Below are 19,507 nucleotides of genomic sequence, written 5' to 3'. Positions count from 1 at the left end.
TCTTCAATGCCGGCCGTTACAGCAAAATGCCTTCATGCGCGTTTTTTGTGACACTATTGTTGACGCTGACGATCGGCTCGCCACTTTTCTTGTCGCGTTCGACCGAAATCTTGTGCCGCGCGCCATTGAGCGTCACTTCGGCCGAGTAGCCGTTCCAGGCTGCCGGCAGCACCGGACGGATGACCAGCCTGTCGCCCTGCCGGCGAATACCGAGGATGCCCTCGACGCCGACACGGTAGAGCCAGCCGGCAGATCCCGTATACCAGGTCCAGCCGCCACGCCCCGCCAGATCGCCTTCGCCGTAGATATCTGCGGCAACGACATAGGGCTCGACGCGATAGTGTTCCGCCGCTTCGCGGTTTTCGGCATGCGAGATCGGATTCAGCATCTGGAAGACCCGCCAGGCCTCTTCCGCCCTGCCCTGTTCGGCAAAGGCCAAGGCGACCCAGGTGGCGGCGTGAGTATATTGCCCGCCATTCTCGCGCACGCCCGGCGGATAGGCCTTGATGTAGCCCGGATCCTGCGACGTCCGCTCGAGCGGCGGTGTGAACAGCCGCACGATGCGCTGGTCGGGGTCGACCAGTTCAGCCATGACTGCGTCCATCGCCTTCAGCGAACGCTGCTCATCGCCTTCGCCCGAAAGCACGCTCCAGGACTGAGCGATCGAATCGATCCGGCACTCCAGAGCCTCACTGGTGCCAAGCGGCGTGCCATCGTCGTAATAGCCGCGACGGTAGTAGTCGCCATCCCAGCCGGCAGTCGCGAGCGCCTTCTTGAGCGCTTCGAGATGCGCCTCCCAGCGCGTGATGCGCGCCTCGTCCTTGCGCTCGCGCGCGAAGGGCAGGAAGCCACGCAGCGTGCCGGCGAGGAACCAGCCGAGCCAGGTGCTCGTGCCTTGCCCCTTCTCGCCGACCCGGTTCATGCCATCGTTCCAGTCGCCGGCAAGGAACAGTGGCAGGCCGTTCTCACCGGTCCGCTTGATCGCAAGATCGAGTGCACGGGCGCAATGCTCGTAGACGTCGCCGACCTCTTCGGAAATCTCCGGCTTGTAGAAGGCGTCGTGCTGCCCCGCTTCGAGCGCCGGGCCAGTGATGAAGGCAAGCTTCTCGGCAAGGAGATCGGACGTGCCGGTCACCGTGCAATAGCGGGTCACGGCATGGGCGAGCCAGACGACGTCGTCGGAGATCATCGTGCGCACGCCGGCGCCTGTTCCCGGCAGCCACCAATGCTGCACGTCGCCTTCGGTAAACTGGCGGGAGGCAGCGTTGAGGATCTGTGCCCGGGCGAGTTCCGGACGATGGATCAGGAACGCCAGCGTATCCTGCAACTGGTCGCGGAAACCGAAGGCACCGCTTGCCTGATAGAAGGCCGAGCGCGCCATGATGCGGCAACCGAGGCTCTGATAGGGCAGCCAGTTGTTGATCATGGCGTTGAAGGCCGGATCCGGCGTTTCCACCTTCACGATGTCGGTGAATTCGCGCCAGAACGTCTTGTTCGCCTCAAGCACCGTGTCGAACGCGGTCTCACGCAGTTCGCCGATGATGGCTCGAACCTGATCGTCCGTATCGGTATCGCCGAGGATGAACGTGACCTGCCGTTCGGCACCGGGCTCGATCGAAATGTCCGTTGCGACCACGGCGCAAGGATCGCCGTCGACATCGACGGAGCCCGAAAGATCGGCACCCGAAGTGACCGCCTGCGGCGCCAGAATGCCGCCGATCGCGCCCAGGAACTCCCGGCGGCTGGCGGTGTAGCCGGCCGCATCGCCGCCATCGACGGCGAAGAAGGCGGATCGGTACCGGCAAAATCGATGCTGTAAGGGTTGGTCGCCACCAGCGCCTCGGCCGTCTCGTCCCATTTCGAAAGGACGAAGGGCGCCGAACGGGCACGGTTGTTGCCAAGTACCCACTCGTTGTAGCCGTAGAGCCTCAACTGCCGCGCAGACGCCGCACGGTTGCGGACAGACACGCGGACGAGCTTGGCCGGCAGGTTGCGATGCACCGTCTGGACAACCTCGATCTCAAGGTCGTCCTGGGTGCTGCGGAAGATCGAATAGCCAAGCCCGTGCGCCGTCTCGAAGACGACGGAACGGCGGCGCGAGAGCGCCGCATAGGGCGTGGCGACCGTGCCGCTTGCCATGTCGCGGATGAAGATGGCTTCGCCCGGCCGGTTGACGACCGTATCATTGGTCCAGGGCGTCAGCTGGTAGTCGCGCGAGTTGCGGCTCCAGGAATAGGCCGCACCCTCGGCCGAGATGTGGAAGCCGAAAGCATCATTGGAGATGACATTGATCCACGGCTGCGGCGTCGCTTCGCCGCCGCGCAGGCGCACGACGTATTCGCGACCGCCATCGGCGAAACCGCCGAAGCCGTTCCAGAAGGAAAGGCCATCGCCCTTGATTTCCGCCGGAGCGGCATCCCCGTTCTCCTGCGGCGCTGCCAGCAGCGGGCCTGAGAACTCGGCGCTCTTTTCGGAGCCTTTCACCGGTGCCGGCGAATAGAGCGAGTTGGCGCGGGCGATCTGGTCGGAGATCGTGCCGTTGCGGGCATGGAAGACCGCGCGCGAGGCCGACAGCAAGGTCGACCACGTCTCCGCCTCCATCAGGTCGCGGCGCACCGAGAAGATGTGCTGGCGCGGACCGTCCGAGAGACCGCGAAGCCTCAGGTTCTCGCACATGGAGTCGAGCGCGTGCTGCATGTCCTGGGCATAGGACGAGGCGCGCTCGTTGATGATCACGAGATCGGCGGTGATGCCGCGGGCGCGCAGGTATTCCTGGGCGCGCAGCGCCTCACGGGCGATGCCGAGATCGCCGTCGTCATTGATGCGCAGGCAGAAGATCGGGTAGTCGCCCGAAATCGCGAGCGGCCAGAGCTTCGACTGAGAATCGAGGCCGGCCTGAACCGTCGCCGAATCGGCGCGCAGATGCATGTCCGGATAGACGAGGTAGCGGCCGAGCATCTGGAAGCTTGCCGCTTCCTGCGAGGTCACGCCGACATGGCGCATCTGCACCTGGCTGCGGGTCCAGGCGTGGATGAGCTCCTGGTTGAAGGTCTCCGGATGGCGGTAGCGGTCGATCGCGCGATCGACCTCCTCGCGACTTGGGGCGGCGATCGTCCAGAAGACGACGCTGACCTTCTTGCCGGCGGGTACGCGCACAACCCGGCGCAGCGACATGATCGGATCGAGCGTGAAGCCGTCCGTGCCGGAAAGCACCGCATCCGTATCAAAGGCAGCGGCTTCGGCAAGCGTGCGGCCCGGGCCGATGAAGCGGCGACGGTCGGTCTCGGCTTCCGTATGGCGGTCGCTGCCGGCATTGTCAGTGACGAGATGCGCCACTTCCATGTCCGGATCGCCGGAGCTGCGCTTGTTGCGGCTGACGCGGATGACATCGCCGCGGCGGCTGATTTCCGTGCGCAGGAACATCTTCGAAAACGCCGGGTGTGCGCTGTCGGCCTCGTCTGTCGAAAGCACAGGCTCGGCATAGGAGGTCACTTCGATGAAGCGGTCCTGGGTGCCGGTGTTGAGCAGCATGACCCGGCGCCCTTCGGCATCGTGTTCGGTGGCGACGATGCATTCCACCTCGCTGGTGAGATCACCGACGGTCTTGACGAATTCCGCCTTGTCGTCGCCGAAGCGCGTCAGCATCTTCTCACCGGCCGCGCGTCGCGGCTCCGACGTCGCCGACCACCAGTCGCCGGTCGTCGTATCGCGCAGGAAGATGAAGGTTCCGGTACGGTCCTCGACCGGATCCGGCTTCCAGCGGGTAACCGACTGGCCGTTCCAGCGGGCGTAACCGGCGCCGTTGGCCGTCAGCATCACCGAGTAGTGGCCGTTGGAGAGAAACACGGTCTCGCGGTCCTGCGAAAGCGGGTTCTCGATGATGCGGACCTCAGGGCGCAGGAGATCGTCCTGGCCCTTGCCGACGGATTCCGGCTCGCGCTTGGCATTCATGATCGGAATGTCGCGCGGCGCCTTTTCCTGCAACAGCAGTTCGGCGGCTTCGATCACCGGATCGGCGTGGAACCACTCGCGCAGGCGGCCGTTGAAGACGACGTTGGCGACAGCCGCGATCGACATGCCATGGTGGTGGGCATAGTAGTTGCGAACCACCGCGCACTTCTGGCCCTCAGGCACGCGCGTCGGCGTGAAGTCGACGGCGTCGTGGTAGCCGTATGCGCCGAGCGCGCCGACCTCGCGGAGACGCCCGAGGTTGGCGAGCGCCGACTTCGGATCGTACATGCAGGCGAGGATCGAGGCGTAGGGCGCGATGACCGCGTTCTGGCCGAGACCACGCTTGAGACCGAGCGTCGGCACACCGAAGTTGGTGTATTGGTAGGTGAGCTCGTGGTCACGCGCGTTGAAGGCGGCTTCCGAGATGCCCCACGGCGTGCCGAGGCGACGGCCGTGGTTGATCTGTTCCTTCACGACCAGATTGTTGGTCTGGTTGAGGATACCACCCTGACGCTCCTGCATGACCAAAGGCGGCATCAGGTATTCGAACATCGAGCCGGACCAGGAGATCAGCGCACCGCGTGCGCCGATCGGAACGATCGGCCGGCCGAGCTTGTACCAGTGCTCCGTCGGAAGATCGCCCTTGGCGATGGCAAACAGGCTGGTGAGACGAGCTTCCGACGCAAGAAGATCGTAGCAGGCCTCGTCGAGCTCGTTGGCGTTGACGCGGAAGCCGATCGACAGCAGGCGCCGCTCCGGACGGAACAGGAAACCGAAATCCATCGAGAAGGCGATGTCGCGTGCCCGGTCCTTCATCACCAGCAGGCGCTGGCGCAGCGATTCGATTGCGCCGAGATCGAAGACGCCATCGGCGATATGGGCTTCGCAGGTGGTGACGAGCGAGTTGGCCCACTTCGTCACTTCGCTGCTTTGCGGCGTGCGCACCTCATGGTCGAGATTGACGGTGAGCTTGTGCATGTCGCGCGCCAGAACGGCCAGGTTGATCACCCGGATCGAAGCGAACTCGTGTTCGCGCATGATCGCAGCGAGCGCGTTCTGGAAGCCGACGATGCGTTCTTCGATCAGGCGACGCAACGGACGCACCGTCTTGCGGTCGTCGGGCAGGTCGCGCAGCACTTCCTGAAGGATCGCAGCGACGTCGCCGATACCGGTGAGACTGCCCTGGACATGCGCCGACGGCGCTTCGGCCCAGTCGCGACACATCGACGACACGGCGATCAGATGACCGGCCAGATTGCCGCTGTCGACCGACGAAATGTAGCGCGGCTCCATGGTTTCGAGCGTATTCGTCCGGTACCAGTTGAACAGGTGGCCGCGATATTTCGGCATCCGGTCGATGGTGGCGATCGTCTGCTCCAGCCGGTTGATCGTCTCCTCGAAGCCGATCCAGCCGAAATCGCGCGCCGACATGACGGAGAGCAGGTAGACGCCGATATTCGTCGGTGACGTCCGCTCGGCGAGAACCGGCTGCGGCGTTTCCTGGAAGTTGTCCGGCGGCAGGAAGTGCTGCTCGGCGGTGACGAAGGTCTCGAAGTATCGCCAGGTGCGGCGCGCGATCAGGCGCATCTCGTCGATCGCCTCATCGGAAACGACAAGCTGGTCTTCGGTTTCGGCCGACTGGCTGACGAACCAGGCAACGGCTGGAGACAGGGCCCACAGCAGCGCAAAGGGAATGCCGATGAAGGGCAGGCCGGTGTCGGAAATCGCCGCAAGGGCCAGCGAGATCGCCGACAGCGCCGGCGCAACCCACATGGCGCGGTAATAGTCGCCAATGGTGCCGTGGCCGGCGCTCTGCACCTGCGCGGCCGTGCGCCATTCCAGCATCAGTTTGCCGCTGACAAACGTGCGGTAGAGCGAACGCACGATGGCGTCGCCCATCATCGCCGCATTGTGGGCGATGAAGACGATGCGCAGCGCGACCTGCGCGTTGGCGGCACGGACTTCGTTCAACACCGCATGCAGGTGCGCTCGGGCAACGATGTCGTTGCGGCGCGGCAGGAGGCCGTTGATCAGCGACAGCGTCGGCGCCACGAACAGGCTGAAGATCAGCACGATCTGCCAGATCAGCGCTTCGGTCGGCTCCATGTAGTACCAGCCCATGACCGAGGCGACGAGCCAGGCAAGCGGGATCAGCGAGCGGCGCAGGTTGTCGTACATCTTCCAGCGTCCGAGCATCGACAGCCCGTTCGACAGATTGAAGATATAGGGCAGCAGCTGCCAGTCGCCGCGCGCCCAGCGATGCTGGCGCGACATTTCCACCTCGTAGCGGGTCGGGAAGTCCTCGACGAGTTCGACGTCGGTCACCAGCGCGCAACGCACGTAGGAGCCTTCGAGCAGGTCGTGGCTGAGAACGGCGTTTTCCTGGATGCGCCCCTTCAGCGCCGCCTCGAAGGCGTCGACATGATAGAGGCCCTTGCCGGTGAAGCTGCCTTCACCGGCAATGTCCTGATAGACGTCCGAAACGGTGAAGACGTAAGGATCGATGCCGCGGTTGGAGGAGAAGATGCGCTGGAAGGCGGAGGCTTCGCTGCCCGTCGTCAGCGACGGCGTGACGCGCGGCTGCAGCAGGCTGTAGCCGGCGATTACGTTCTGCGTCTTCGGATCGACGACCGGACGGTTGATCGGATGGTACATCTTGCCGACGAGCTTCGTCACCGCATCGCGCATCAGGCGCGTGTCGGAATCGAGCGTCATCACGTACTGAACGTTGTCCGGCACCGTGTTGGCGCCCTGCAGGAACGAGGTGTCGCGGTCACCGCGCAAGAGCATGTTCAGCTCGTGCAGCTTGCCGCGCTTGCGCTCCCAGCCCATCCACACGCCTTCCTGCTCGTTATACAGGCGGCGGCGATGCAGCAGGTAGAATCGGGTCTTGCCGTCATAGGCATAACGCGCCGAAAGCTGAGCGATCTCGCGCTTGGCATAATCGAGCACATCGGCGTCGGTACTCGATTCCTCGTCCTTGCTATCAGCCCAGTCGCTGACCAGCGCAAAATAGATCTCGCCGCGCGGGTTGGCGAGATAGTGGACCTCGAGATTGCGCACCAGTTCGTCGACGTGATCGCGCTTGGAAATCAGGCACGGCACCGCAACGAGCGTTCGGGCGTCCTCGGGGATCCCGTCGAGGAACTCGTAGCCGACCAGCCGCGACGGTTTGACGAACAGCGTCACCAGCGTGTTGAACAGGCCCATCGCGCCTTCCGAGGCCGGCAGCGCGAAAAGCAGCAGCATGATCAGTTTCGCGCCACTCGGGATCGCCATCGGGCTGACGAAGGAGTAGACGGCGATCATCGCCAGGATGGTCAGAAGGATGTTCGGCCCGGCGATCGCAAACCAATCGAGCCTGCGGCTGAGGCGAATGATGGTCTGCAGCACCGACGGCCGGTAGCTGATCTTCTTTTCCAGAAGCTTGCGTTGCTTGCCGACGAGGAAGGATCCGACATTCGGCTGCTGCAGCGGCGCTTCCGTCTCGGCCGCGACTTCCGCCTCGCGCACCATCTGGATGGCGATTTGCGTCACTTCGAATTCGCTATGCCCCGAACGGCGCGCCAGCTTTTCGATCGTGTCGCGATACTTGTTGCGCGACCCGAAATCGAGCGCCGCATAATCGGAGCCTTCACGCAGCGCCGCATCGATCTTGCTGACGCTTTCGAACCAGACGGCCCAGTCGGTGTCGTCGATCTCGCGCAGGCTGCGGATGATGTTGCTCATCGTCGCATTGCCGGACGACAGACGGTTCTGCTCGGCGACCAGCGCGCTTTCGACATCGCTGCCGCGCTTCTCGAGCTGATCCTCGATCCAGCCGATCACGGCGCCCGAGGTCTGCGACCCGTCACGCATGCGGTAGAGCAGTTGCGCGACGAAGGTGTTGTCGGCCGCCAGCGCTTCCGATTCCGCAAGCAGCGTGCGCGACTTTTCCGGATCGCTGAGGCGAATGATCTGGTCGGCGACGTCGTTTGCCTTGCGCCGCATGCCGCGCGAGCGTTCGACGCGGATGGCAATCCGCCGCAAATTTTCGATCAGCACGAAGCGCAGGATCGACGGCAAGGCCCAAAGTTCGCCGATCTTGAAGGTCTCGTGCTTCTGGAAGCCCTCGACCATCGCCGTGATGCTTTCGCGCGTCACCGTGCTGTGGGTGTGGGCAGCGTAGAGCCAGGCGAGCGCCATGGTGCGCGGGATCACCGTGCCCGAAACCGAAATCGTCGGGAGCTGGCGATAGAACCGGCGCGGGAAATCGCGCCGCACTTCCTGGATCGCCTCTTCGACGACGTGATGGTTGTCGAGCAGCCATTCGGCGGCCGGCGTGATCGTTGCCCCGGCCTCGACGTCCGCGGCCGTCGCCCGGTAGACGCGCAGGATCTCGTTCTCGTTCTCGCGATGCCGCGGACGGAACTCGAACGGGAAGAAGCCCGGCAGCGAGGAGACACCCTTTGCCGCGAGATCCTCGCCGCATTGCCGGAGGTCCTCCATCGAAAAGAAGGTGGAGCGGATCGAATCGTTGTAATCGATCTGCTTCGCTTCCGGTTCGCGCGGTGAGGTGGGCGGCGTAGTTTGGAGCTGCATGGGTACGGGTTCTGAATCCAACCGGGGTTGATCGGCCCGGCCCTCGTCGGGGTGCCGGGTTGGCTGCGGTCCTGAGAAATCAGGCTGAGCCGGCGCGTTGCTAGACACGGTCATGTGTCCTCCCATCCACCGTCATTTCCCGGGAAACCGGGATCTGGCGGTAACAGGCACCGCCCTCGACTGGGCATCGGAGATCGCAAAGCCGGCGGCGCATTGGTTTTCAAGGCCGCGGTGATGCATGAAAATGGCATTTTTTAGCCGTGGTGCCAACAGCTTGCAAGGATTGCTCATACAAGATCGGACGTTTTGCGCACAGCCGAATCAAGCCGGAACCGGCCGCTGTGCGCGCCCCCAGTGGCAGTTCGATACAACTCTTTCAAATGCCCTCTTTCAAGCTTCATCGCGGGTGGCAGACGAGGCGAAACGTGATGGGGCGAGGAAGGTTCCCACGAATTTTCGACAAAAGCACCGCAGGTCAGCCCACCTGCTCGGTGATCCACTCGCGAAACGCCAGGCTGATCGGGTTTTCAAGCTTGCCCTCGGGCACCGCGAGGTAATAGCTGTTTTCCGTCTGCATCGGCCGGTCGAGCACGATCTGCAGCGTGCCGGCGGCAATTTCCTGCTCGATCAGGTAGCGTGGCAAAAGAGCAAAGCCGAGCCCGGCGGTCGCCGCCTCGATCACCATGGAAAACTGATCGAAACGGTTGCCGCGATAAGCGCCGCGCCCGTCCATGTCGTTGGCCTCGAACCATTGCGCCCAGAGTTTTGGCCTTGTGGCGAGATGGAGCATCGGCCCCGTGACGATATCTTCAGGGGAGGCAACCGGATGGGTTGCCAGCATGGCGGGACTTGCGGCGGGCACGATGATCTCACTGCAGAGATAGCTGCAGGTGGCGCGCGCCCAGACCGGCTGCCCGTAATGGATAGCCAGATCGAAATTCTGCTCCTCGAAATCGAACGGCGCAGAGCGCGAGGCGATGTTGATCACCGTGTCCGGATGGCGCTTGAGGAAATCGGGGAGACGCGGCACCAGCCAGCGGCTGCCGAAAGTCGGCAATGACGCGATCGAGAGCGTCGAATCCGCCCGGGCAGACGCCATCGCCCGCACCATCAGTTCCTCGGTCTGGTTGAGCAGGCGGCGCACCTCCGGCAGAAACTTCTGCCCGGCATCCGACAGGATCACACGCTGGCGCACACGCTCGAACAGGAGTACCCCGAGCTGGTTTTCGAGATCCTTGATCTGGCGACTGACGGCGCTCTGCGTAAGGTTCAGTTCGGCTGCGGCCTGCGTGAAGCTGCCGTGTCGCGCCGCACATTCGAACGCCTGCAGCGTAGTCACGTCGGGAACCAGTCTTCGGCTCAACTTCATTCCGCCCTCGCATCAACATAGTCAGAAGCAACGCGATCAATGGCCAGTTCGATCGGATATGATCCGAAATGAGAATGACCTTGTCCTTCACCCATAGCGCGAGGCGAGCCCCAGTGAAAGAGAATAGTTTCGTATCCGCCGACGACATCCGCTCGGCCTTTTCCGCAGCCATGTCGGTCATGTACCGCGAAGAGGTGCCGGCCTACGGCACGCTGATGGAGCTGGTCGCCAAGGTCAACGACGATACGCTCGCCGCCGACCCCAAGCTGAAGGAGCGCCTCGACGCGACGGACTCGCTCGACCGCATCTCCGAGGAGCGCCACGGCGCGATTCGGCTCGGCACCCCCGCCGAACTCGCTATGATGCGCCGCGTCTTCGCCGTCATGGGCATGTACCCGGTCGGCTACTACGATCTCTCGACCGCTGGCGTTCCCGTGCATTCGACCGCCTTCCGCCCGGTCGGCGACGCCGCGTTGAAGCGTAATCCGTTCCGCGTCTTCACCTCGCTGCTCCGTCTCGACCTCATCGCCGATGAAGCGCTGCGTGCCGAAGCCGAAGTTATTCTGGCCGCGCGCCAGATCTTCACCGCCGGCGCCGTCGAACTCACGGAAAAGGCCGAGCGCGACGGCGGTCTCGACAAGGTGGATGCAGAGCGATTCGTCTCGGAAGTGCTCGAAACATTTCGTTGGCACGACAAGGCCAATGTCAGCCCCGACATGTACAAGCGCCTGCATGACGCCCATCGCCTGATCGCCGACGTCGTCTCCTTCAAAGGCCCCCACATCAACCACCTGACGCCGCGCACGCTCGACATCGACAAGGTGCAGGCGCTGATGCCGGCATACGCGATTGCCCCGAAGGCCGTCGTCGAGGGCCCGCCGACCCGCGAGTGCCCGATCCTGTTGCGCCAGACCTCGTTCAAGGCGCTCGAAGAGCCGGTTTCCTTCAAGGATGCCGACGGCATCTGGAAGGAAGGTTCGCACACCGCCCGCTTCGGCGAGATCGAACAGCGCGGCATCGCGCTGACACCCAAGGGCCGCGCGCTTTACGACGAACTGCTCGACGCCTCGCGCAAGATCGTCCGCCCGGCGGCCGACGGTTCCAACGCGCGCGAATACGAAGCGGCACTTGCCGGGGCTTTCGAGCCTTTCCCGGACACCTGGGCAGGCATCCGCGAAGCCGGGCTCGGCTACTTCAGTTATTCGCTGACGGAAAAAGGCCGCAAGGCCGGCGTCTCCGGCAAGCACGACATCGAAGCGTTGATCGCCGCTGGCCTCGTCCAGTTCGACGCGATCGTCTATGAAGACTTCCTGCCGGTCAGCGCCGCGGGCATCTTCCAGTCGAACCTCGGCGACGGGGCGCAGCAGGATTTCGTCGCCAGCCCGAACCAGAAGCGCTTCGAGGCCGATCTCGGTGCGACCGTGCTCAACGAGTTCGATCACTATGCCGGTATTGAGCAGGCTTCGATCGAAAGCTGCATTCAGGCCTTGACCGGCGCCATCGCTGCGGAATGATGTTTCCCTGATGATCGACCAACTGCACATCGACGCGCTCACCGACATCCTTGGAGACAAGGGTGTCGTCACGCGTCTGGAAGACCTGGAAGCCTACGAGACCGGCGCGCGCTATGATCGCGGCCGGACGCCGCTCGTGCTGCGGCCGGCGACGACCGAAGAGGTTTCCGCCGCTGTCGCCTATTGCGTCACCAACGGCATCGCGCTGATCCCGCAGTCCGGCAACACCGGCCTCGTCTCCGGCTCGACGCCGGATCAGTCGGGCGACGAAGCCATCCTCAGCCTCGACCGGCTGGCAAAACGCTTCGAACTCGACCTCGACAACCGCTCGGTTCGGCTCGACGCCGGCTTCCGGTTGTCCGATCTCAACCGGCGGCTGGAAGAGCACGGCCTGTTCTTCCCGATCGATCTCGGCGCCGACCCGCGCATCGGCGGCATGATCGCCACCAATACCGGCGGCTCACGCTTCCTGAAATACGGCGACGTGCGCCGAAACACGCTCGGCCTCAAGGTGGTGCTGGCCGACGCGGACGGCACCGTGCTCGACCTGCAATGCGACTTGCGCAAGAACAACACCGGCGTTGACTGGAAGCAGATCTTCGTCGGCACCTCGGGCGCCTTCGGCATCGTCACCGAATGCGTGCTCAACCTCGAGCGCCTGCCGCAGCAGACGGCAACGGCACTGCTGGTTCCGGCGAGCGGCGCCCATGTGATGCCGCTGCTGCGCGCCATGGAAGAACGCCTCGGCGCCTACCTTTCGGCCTTCGAGGGCATGTCGAGCAATGCCGTCAAGGCAGCCTTTGCCCACGTGCCGTCGCTGAAAAACCCGTTCCAGGCTGGCCAAGTCCCCGACTACGTCATCCTCGCCGAGATCAACCGCACCTGGGCACCGCGCGAAGGCGAACAGTCGCTCGACGCCGTGTTGGAAACGGCGCTGGCCGAAATCTGGGAGATGGAGGAGGCACCGCTCGCCGACGCCTTCGTCGGTCCGCCGCACGAAATCTGGGCGCTACGCCACGCGCTGTCTGAGGGCGTCAAGCACCTGGGCAAGCTGATCGCCTTCGATGTCTCCTTCCGCCGGGGTGACATCATGGCCTTCTGCGACCATATGAAGGCCGAAATGCCCTCGAAATTCCCCGACGTGACCGTCTGCGATTTCGGCCATATCGGCGACGGCGGCGTGCACTTCAACCTCGTCGTGCCGAAGAACAGCGATCTTCTCAAGGACGAGACTTTCGAACCCCGGCTACGCGAATGGGTTTTCGCCGTCGCCGTCGAGGAATATCACGGCAGCTTCAGCGCGGAACATGCGATCGGCCGCCGCAATCAGGCCTACTACGACTTTTATACACCAGACAAACTCAAGGACATGGCCGCGGGCCTGAAGACGCTGACCTCGCCGGGAAAGCTCGGCAGTGTGCGTTTCGGATAGGCCAGAGCGGAATGAGGAAAGTGTGTGCGGTCTTCCGCCGACATTTCGCTCCAACGAATGATCTAAACCAATAAAACGGGAGTCAGACCATGAACATCGCAACCAAGAAAGTCGACGTGACCAAGGAAGCCGCAGCGCTTCTCGAAAAGATGGGCGTCGCCAAGGAACTCTACACCGGCGGCGACATGCCGTCCTATAGCCCGGTTACCGGCGAGAAGATCGCGGCCCTCAAGACGGTTTCGGCCGCTGAAGCCGCCGCCAAGATCGACCAGGCCCATGAAGCCTTCAAGGCCTGGCGCCTGGTTCCCGCCCCGAAGCGCGGCGAACTGATCCGCCTGCTCGGCGAAGAACTGCGCGCCTTCAAGGCCGACCTCGGCCGCCTGGTTTCGATCGAAGCCGGCAAGATCACCTCCGAAGGCCTCGGCGAAGTCCAGGAAATGATCGACATCTGCGATTTCGCAGTCGGCCTTTCCCGCCAGCTCTACGGTCTGACAATCGCCACCGAGCGTCCCGGCCACCGCATGATGGAAACCTGGCACCCGCTCGGCGTCGTCGGCGTCATCTCCGCCTTCAACTTCCCGGTCGCCGTCTGGTCGTGGAACACCGCACTGGCGCTCGTCTGCGGCAACTCCGTCGTCTGGAAGCCGTCTGAAAAGACCCCGCTCACGGCGCTTGCCTCGCAGGCGATCTTCGAGCGCGCGCTCGCCCGCTTTGGCGACGCGCCGGCAGGCCTGTCGCAGGTCGTGATCGGTGACCGCACCGTCGGTGAAGTTCTCGTCGACAACCCCAAGGTTCCGCTCGTATCGGCCACCGGCTCGACGCGCATGGGCCGCGACGTCGGTCCGCGCCTCGCCAAGCGCTTCGCACGCGCCATCCTCGAGCTCGGCGGCAACAATGCCGGCATCGTCTGCCCGTCGGCCGATCTCGACATGGCGCTGCGCGCCATCGCCTTCGGCGCCATGGGCACCGCCGGCCAGCGTTGCACCACCATGCGCCGCCTGTTCGTGCATGAAAGCGTCTACGACCAGCTCGTTCCGCGCCTGAAGAAGGCCTACGGTTCGGTCTCTGTCGGCAACCCGCTCGAAACCACCGCCCTCGTCGGCCCGCTCGTCGACAAGGCTGCCTTCGACGGCATGCAGAAGGCAATCGCTGAAGCCAAGTCGCATGGCGGCACCGTCACCGGCGGCGAGCGCGTCGAGCTCGGTTATGACAACGGCTACTACGCCAAGCCCGCTCTCGTCGAAATGCCCAAGCAGGCCGGACCGGTTCTCGAAGAAACCTTCGCGCCGATCCTCTACGTCATGAAGTACAGCGACTTCGACGCCGTCGTTGCCGACCACAATGCGGTCGCAGCCGGCCTGTCGTCCTCGATCTTCACCCGCGACATGCAGGAATCCGAGCGCTTCCTCGCCGTCGATGGCTCGGATTGCGGTATCGCCAACGTCAACATCGGCACCTCGGGCGCCGAAATCGGTGGCGCCTTCGGCGGTGAGAAGGAAACCGGCGGCGGCCGCGAATCCGGTTCGGACTCGTGGAAGGCCTACATGCGTCGCGCCACGAACACGGTGAACTATTCGAAGGCTCTGCCGCTGGCGCAGGGCGTGTCGTTCGACATCGAATAATCGGCGCACCCAGGTAGGTAGAGACCATGACCATCAACGCAACGGTCAAGGAGGCGGGCTTTGAGCCCGCCTCGCGGATCTCCTCGATCGGAGTGTCCGAAATCCTGAAGATCGGCGCCCGCGCGCAGGCCATGAAGCGCGAAGGCAAGCCGGTCATCATCCTCGGTGCGGGCGAGCCGGATTTCGACACACCCGACTTCGTCAAGGACGCCGCCTGCGAGGCGATCAAGCGCGGAGACACCAAGTACACCGCCCTCGACGGCACGCCGGAACTGAAGAAGGCGATCCGCGAAAAGTTCCAGCGTGAAAACGGCCTTGCCTACGAGCAGGACGAGATCACGGTTTCGACCGGCGCCAAGCAGATCCTGTTCAACGCCATGATGGCGTCGATCAATCCGGGCGACGAGGTGGTCATCCCGACGCCCTACTGGACCTCCTATTCGGATATCGTCCAGATCTGCGAAGGCAAGCCGGTTCTGATCCCCTGCGACGCCTCCTCCGGCTTCCGGCTGACCGCCGACAAGCTCGAGGCCGCAATCACGCCGAAGACGCGCTGGGTGCTTTTGAACTCGCCTTCGAACCCGTCGGGTGCCGCCTACAGCGCGAGCGACTACCGGCCGCTGCTCGACGTGCTCCTCAAGCATCCGCATGTGTGGCTGCTGGTCGACGACATGTACGAGCACATCGTCTATGACGGCTTCCGCTTCGTCACCCCGGCCCAGCTCGAGCCCCGCCTCAAGGACCGCACGCTCACGGTCAACGGCGTCTCCAAGGCCTATGCCATGACCGGCTGGCGCATCGGCTATGCCGGCGGTCCGCGCGACCTGATCAAGGCGATGGCTGTCGTCCAGAGCCAGGCGACCTCCTGCCCCTCCTCCGTCAGCCAGGCCGCTTCGGTTGCAGCGCTGACCGGTCCGCAGGAGTTCCTGAAGGAACGGACCGCCAGCTTCCAGCGCCGCCGCGATCTCGTCGTTACCGGCCTCAATGCCATCGACGGTCTCGATTGCCGCGTCCCGGAAGGTGCCTTCTACACCTTCTCCGGCTGCGCCGGCATGCTCGGCAAGGTCACGCCCTCGGGCAAGGCAATCGCAACGGATACGGACTTCTGCGCCTACCTGCTCGACGACGCCCATGTCGCCGTCGTTCCGGGCTCGGCCTTCGGTCTGTCACCGTTCTTCCGCATTTCCTATGCGACCTCGGAAGCGGAACTGAAGGAAGCGCTCAAGCGCATCGCCGACGCCTGCGCTCGGCTTTCTTGACGAACTCCGGACGGCGCCTCGGCGCCGTCCGCTCCTAGAACGTCGGCGGCGTGCAGGCGCTGATCACTTCGCAAGGCACCGGCCCGACGCAGCGGAAACGATGCGGCCGCCGGCTTTCAAAATAATAGGCATCCCCCGGTCCCAGGATCCGCCGCTCATCGTCGACGGTGACCTCGATACGGCCCGACAACACGATGCCCCCTTCCTCGCCGTCATGCACCAGCGGTACCTTCCCTGTGTCGGCGCCCGGCTGATAGACCTCTTTCAGGATCTGCAGGCTGCGGCCGAAGAGGTTTTCGCCGATCTGCCGGTAGGAAATCGGCCCCTTGCCGATCTCGACCAGTTCCTCCGCCGCATAGAACGCCTTGCGCGGTCGTTCCGGTTCGAAGGAGAAGAATTCCGCAAGCCCAATCGGAATGCCGTCGAGAATACGCTTCAGCGCACCGACGGAAGGATTGGAGGCGTTCGACTCGATCAGCGAGATCGTCGAATTGGTGACGCCGGCGCGCTTGGCCAGTTCGCGCTGCGACAGATTGTGCATCAGGCGGAGATGACGAAGCCGGCTTCCGATATCGACGGTCATATGATCCGAACCCTTGGTGTTCAGGTTGTTCGAAATAGCGCAAAAACGCTACAACGGTACAATAAATTTCAATGACTTAACTGACATCAGAAAAGGACTTGTTTGGCAAATCAAATCATGGCGTCAATCGCCGAACTCAGGAGGATGCCATGAACCAGCACACCAAACCCAACGCCCCCGTTCTCGACAGCTATTGGATGCCGTTTACCGCCAACCGGCAGTTCAAGCAGGCTCCGCGCCTGCTCGCGTCCGCCGAGGGGATGCACTACACCAGCACCGATGGCCGCACGATCCTCGACGGCACTGCCGGGCTCTGGTGCGTCAACGCTGGCCATGGCCGCCGTCAGATCGCCTCGGCCGTCGAGCGCCAGCTGTCGACCATGGATTTCGCCCCGTCTTTCCAGATGGGCCATCCGATTGCTTTCGACTTCGCCGAGCGCCTCGCCGAAATCGCGCCGGGTCCGGAAGGCCAGAAGCTCGACCGCGTCTTCTTCACCGGTTCGGGTTCTGAATCGGTCGACACGGCCCTGAAGATGGCGATCGCCTATCAGCGCGCGATCGGCCAGGGCACCCGCACGCGCCTGATCGGCCGAGAACGCGGCTATCACGGTGTCGGCTTCGGCGGCATTTCGGTCGGTGGCATCCTCAACAACCGCCGCGTCTTCCCGCAGCTTCCTGGCTCCGACCACCTGCGCCACACGCATGACCCCGCGAAGAACGCCTTCGTCAAGGGCCAGCCGGAACACGGCGCCGAGCTTGCCGACGATCTCGAGCGGCTGGTGGCGCTGCATGGCGCCGAAACCATCGCCGCCTGCATCGTCGAGCCGGTCGCTGGCTCGACCGGTGTCCTCATCCCGCCGAAGGGCTACCTCGAACGCCTGCGTGCCATTTGCGACAAGCACGGCATCCTCCTGATCTTCGACGAAGTCATCACCGGCTTCGGCCGCCTCGGCGCCGCCTTTGCCACCGACTTCTTCGGTGTAACCCCGGATATGGTGACGGCGGCCAAGGGTCTCACCAACGGTGCGATCCCGATGGGCGCGGTCTTTGCCAGCCGCAAGGTGCATGACGCGCTGATGCATGGGCCCGAAAACGCGATCGAGCTCTTCCACGGCTACACCTATTCCGGCCATCCGGCCGCCTGCGCTGCCGGTATCGCCACGCTCGACATCTACCGCGACGAGGGCCTCATGACCCGCACCGTCGAGCTGCAGGACGCTTGGCACGACGCCATGCACTCGCTGAAGGGCCTGCCTCATGTCATCGACATCCGCACGATCGGCCTGATCGCCGGCATCGAGTTGCAGTCGCGCGACGGCGCAATCGGCGCCCGCGCCTACGACGTCTTCGTCGATTGCTTCGAGAAGGGCCTGCTGATCCGCGTCACCGGCGACATCATAGCCTTCTCGCCGCCGCTGATCGCCGAAGAGAAACATTTTGGCGAGATCGTCTCGATCCTCGGCGATGCGCTGAAGCGCGCCAAGTAAGCCCACGCGACGCACGACAAGGCAACGCCGCCGCCGAAGATCTCGGCGGCGGCGTCTGCATTTCGATTGCACACCTGAATCCGGCTAACGTCTCTACGCGCGAGGCGCGTCCTAACGAATCAACAGCGCCCGGAAATCGTTGACGTTGGTTCCGGTCGGTCCCGGCACGAAGAGATCGCCGCTCACGTCAAAGGCCGACCAGGCGTCGTGCCGGGTAAGATGTAGACGTGGATCGATGCCAGCCGCCCGCATGCGGGCAATGCTCTGCCCATTTGCAAAGGCACCGGCATTGTCTTCGGAGCCATCGATGCCGTCCGTATCGGCGGCAAGCGCATCGATCCCGGCCACACCGTCGATATCGAGCGCCAGTGACAAGAGGAACTCGCTGTTGCGCCCGCCCTTGCCATGATCCTTGCCGGAGATCGTCACCGTCGTCTCGCCGCCGGACAGAAGCACCACCGGCTTGCCGAAGGGACGATCTTTCAGCGCCACCTCCCGGGCAAGGGCGGCATGCATGCGACCGATGTCGCGCGCCTCTCCTTCGATCGCGTCGGAGAGGATACGAGCCTCGATCCCGAATTCACGCGCCTTGGCCGCGGCCGCTTCGAGCGAAACGGCAGCCGAAGCGATGACGTGGCATTCATGCCGGGCAAACCGTGGATCGTCCGGGGTGGGTGCCGCAGCCCCCTCCGAGCGCAGATGCACCATCACGGCATCCGGGAGCTCCATGCGGTAACGGGCAACGATCTCGAGCGCTTCTTCGGCGGTGCTCCGATCGGGAACGGTCGGCCCCGAGGCGACGAAGGCCGGGTTATCGCCCGGCACGTCGGACACAACGAGGCTGACGACGCGCGCCGGGAACGCGGCGGCAGCGAGCCGGCCGCCTTTGATCCGCGATACGTGCTTCCGCACGACGTTCATCGCCGAGATCGGCGCGCCCGAGGCAAGCAGCGCCCTGTTGACGGCGATCTCGTCGGCGAGCGTCAAGTGGGCGGGCGGCGCTGGCAGCAGAGCGGAACCGCCGCCAGAGATCAGCGCGATGACAAGGTCGTCGGACGTCAGGCCGGAAACCGCCTTCAGCAATGCATCCGATGCGACAAGCCCCGCTTTATCCGGCACGGGATGGGCCGACTGCAGCACCGTGATATGGTCGCATCGCTCCACCGGTCCGTGGCGCGCGACAACCGTGCCGCTGAAGGGATGGTGCCAGAGCTTCTCGAAGGCGGCTGCCATCTGGCTTGCAGCCTTCCCCGCACCGACGACCACGGTCCTTCCCTTGGGCGGTTCGGGCAGACGCGCCTTGATCGCTTCATAGGGGTCGGCGGCGCGAACGGCTTCCTCGAAAAGCCGGGTCAGGAAGAGGCGCGCATCGATCATGGCGTCCCTCAGCCGGCGATTTCGAGATCGTAGACGAAGATGCCGGCAATGCCGCCCTCGGCCGCAGCAACGATCTTGGCGCCGGTCTTGCGGTGCTCCTCGTCTTCCAGATAGGCATCGCGCGCCGCCGCGTCAGTGAAGTCGACGATGAAGCCTTCGGCAAAGCCCTTGTCCATGCCCACTTCCGGGCTGACATTGGCGCCGATATGGGCGGCAAGAAATCCCTGTAGCCGGGCCTTCAGCGCGGCAATCTCCCCGAAGATCACCGCCTTCTCCTCGCTGGAGATTTCGGGGCGGAAGCGAATGAAGACACAATGGCGGATCATGGGGAC

The 19,507-nt window shown here is 64.0% G+C and carries 9 protein-coding genes and 1 pseudogene; 5 read left to right on the top strand and 5 right to left on the bottom strand.

Annotation, left to right across the window (positions count from 1 at the left end; all coding sequences use genetic code 11):
• Positions 1–16 precede the first annotated feature (16 nt).
• Together ndvB and OVA00_RS19750 are read right to left on the bottom strand one after the other, a co-directional pair.
• Positions 17–8,646: pseudogene (gene ndvB, locus OVA00_RS19755) on the bottom strand (cyclic beta-(1,2)-glucan synthase).
• Positions 8,647–9,007: 361 nt separating this feature from the next.
• Complete coding sequence (locus OVA00_RS19750; RefSeq protein WP_034802979.1) at positions 9,008–9,901, bottom strand: LysR family transcriptional regulator; 894 nt, start codon at positions 9,899–9,901, stop codon at positions 9,008–9,010.
• Positions 9,902–10,014: 113 nt separating this feature from the next.
• On the opposite strand from OVA00_RS19750, the gene hglS reads away from it, so the two are divergent.
• From hglS to OVA00_RS19730, 4 genes are all read left to right on the top strand, one after another.
• Positions 10,015–11,415, top strand: coding sequence for a 2-oxoadipate dioxygenase/decarboxylase HglS (gene hglS, locus OVA00_RS19745; protein ID WP_268089508.1), 1,401 nt, complete (start codon positions 10,015–10,017; stop codon positions 11,413–11,415).
• A gap of 10 nt (positions 11,416–11,425) precedes the next feature.
• Complete coding sequence (locus tag OVA00_RS19740) at positions 11,426–12,847, top strand: FAD-binding oxidoreductase (RefSeq protein WP_268089507.1); 1,422 nt, start codon at positions 11,426–11,428, stop codon at positions 12,845–12,847.
• Positions 12,848–12,936: 89 nt separating this feature from the next.
• Entirely contained in the window at positions 12,937–14,469 is a 1,533-nt protein-coding gene (gene amaB, locus OVA00_RS19735) for an L-piperidine-6-carboxylate dehydrogenase (RefSeq protein WP_268089506.1), read from the top strand.
• A 26-nt stretch (positions 14,470–14,495) separates the two neighbouring features.
• The gene (locus OVA00_RS19730) at positions 14,496–15,728 is read left to right on the top strand and encodes a pyridoxal phosphate-dependent aminotransferase (protein WP_034802990.1); all 1,233 of its coding nucleotides are present in this window, start codon (positions 14,496–14,498) and stop codon (positions 15,726–15,728) included.
• Between the two features lie 34 nt (positions 15,729–15,762).
• On the opposite strand, the gene OVA00_RS19725 is transcribed toward OVA00_RS19730, so the two are convergent.
• Complete coding sequence (locus OVA00_RS19725; RefSeq protein WP_034802993.1) at positions 15,763–16,311, bottom strand: cupin domain-containing protein; 549 nt, start codon at positions 16,309–16,311, stop codon at positions 15,763–15,765.
• A 149-nt stretch (positions 16,312–16,460) separates the two neighbouring features.
• Here OVA00_RS19725 and OVA00_RS19720 point away from each other — a divergent pair, with 149 nt between their 5' ends.
• Positions 16,461–17,798 carry an aspartate aminotransferase family protein gene (locus tag OVA00_RS19720; protein ID WP_268089505.1) on the top strand — a complete coding sequence of 446 codons (1,338 nt, stop codon included), beginning with the start codon at positions 16,461–16,463 and terminating at the stop codon, positions 17,796–17,798.
• 111 nt (positions 17,799–17,909) lie between these two features.
• On the opposite strand, the gene OVA00_RS19715 is transcribed toward OVA00_RS19720, so the two are convergent.
• Together OVA00_RS19715 and OVA00_RS19710 are read right to left on the bottom strand one after the other, a co-directional pair.
• On the bottom strand, positions 17,910–19,175 hold the full coding sequence (locus OVA00_RS19715) for a glycerate kinase type-2 family protein (protein WP_268089504.1): 1,266 nt from the start codon (positions 19,173–19,175) through the stop codon (positions 17,910–17,912).
• Between the two features lie 8 nt (positions 19,176–19,183).
• Positions 19,184–19,501, bottom strand: coding sequence for a Dabb family protein (locus OVA00_RS19710; RefSeq protein WP_034803002.1), 318 nt, complete (start codon positions 19,499–19,501; stop codon positions 19,184–19,186).
• Positions 19,502–19,507: the final 6 nt, after the last annotated feature.

Origin of the sequence: Ensifer sp. SL37, assembly GCF_026672675.1 — a bacterium.
Classification (GTDB): Bacteria; Pseudomonadota; Alphaproteobacteria; order Rhizobiales; family Rhizobiaceae; genus Ensifer; species Ensifer adhaerens.
This window is presented reverse-complemented; position numbering and strand designations above follow the sequence as displayed.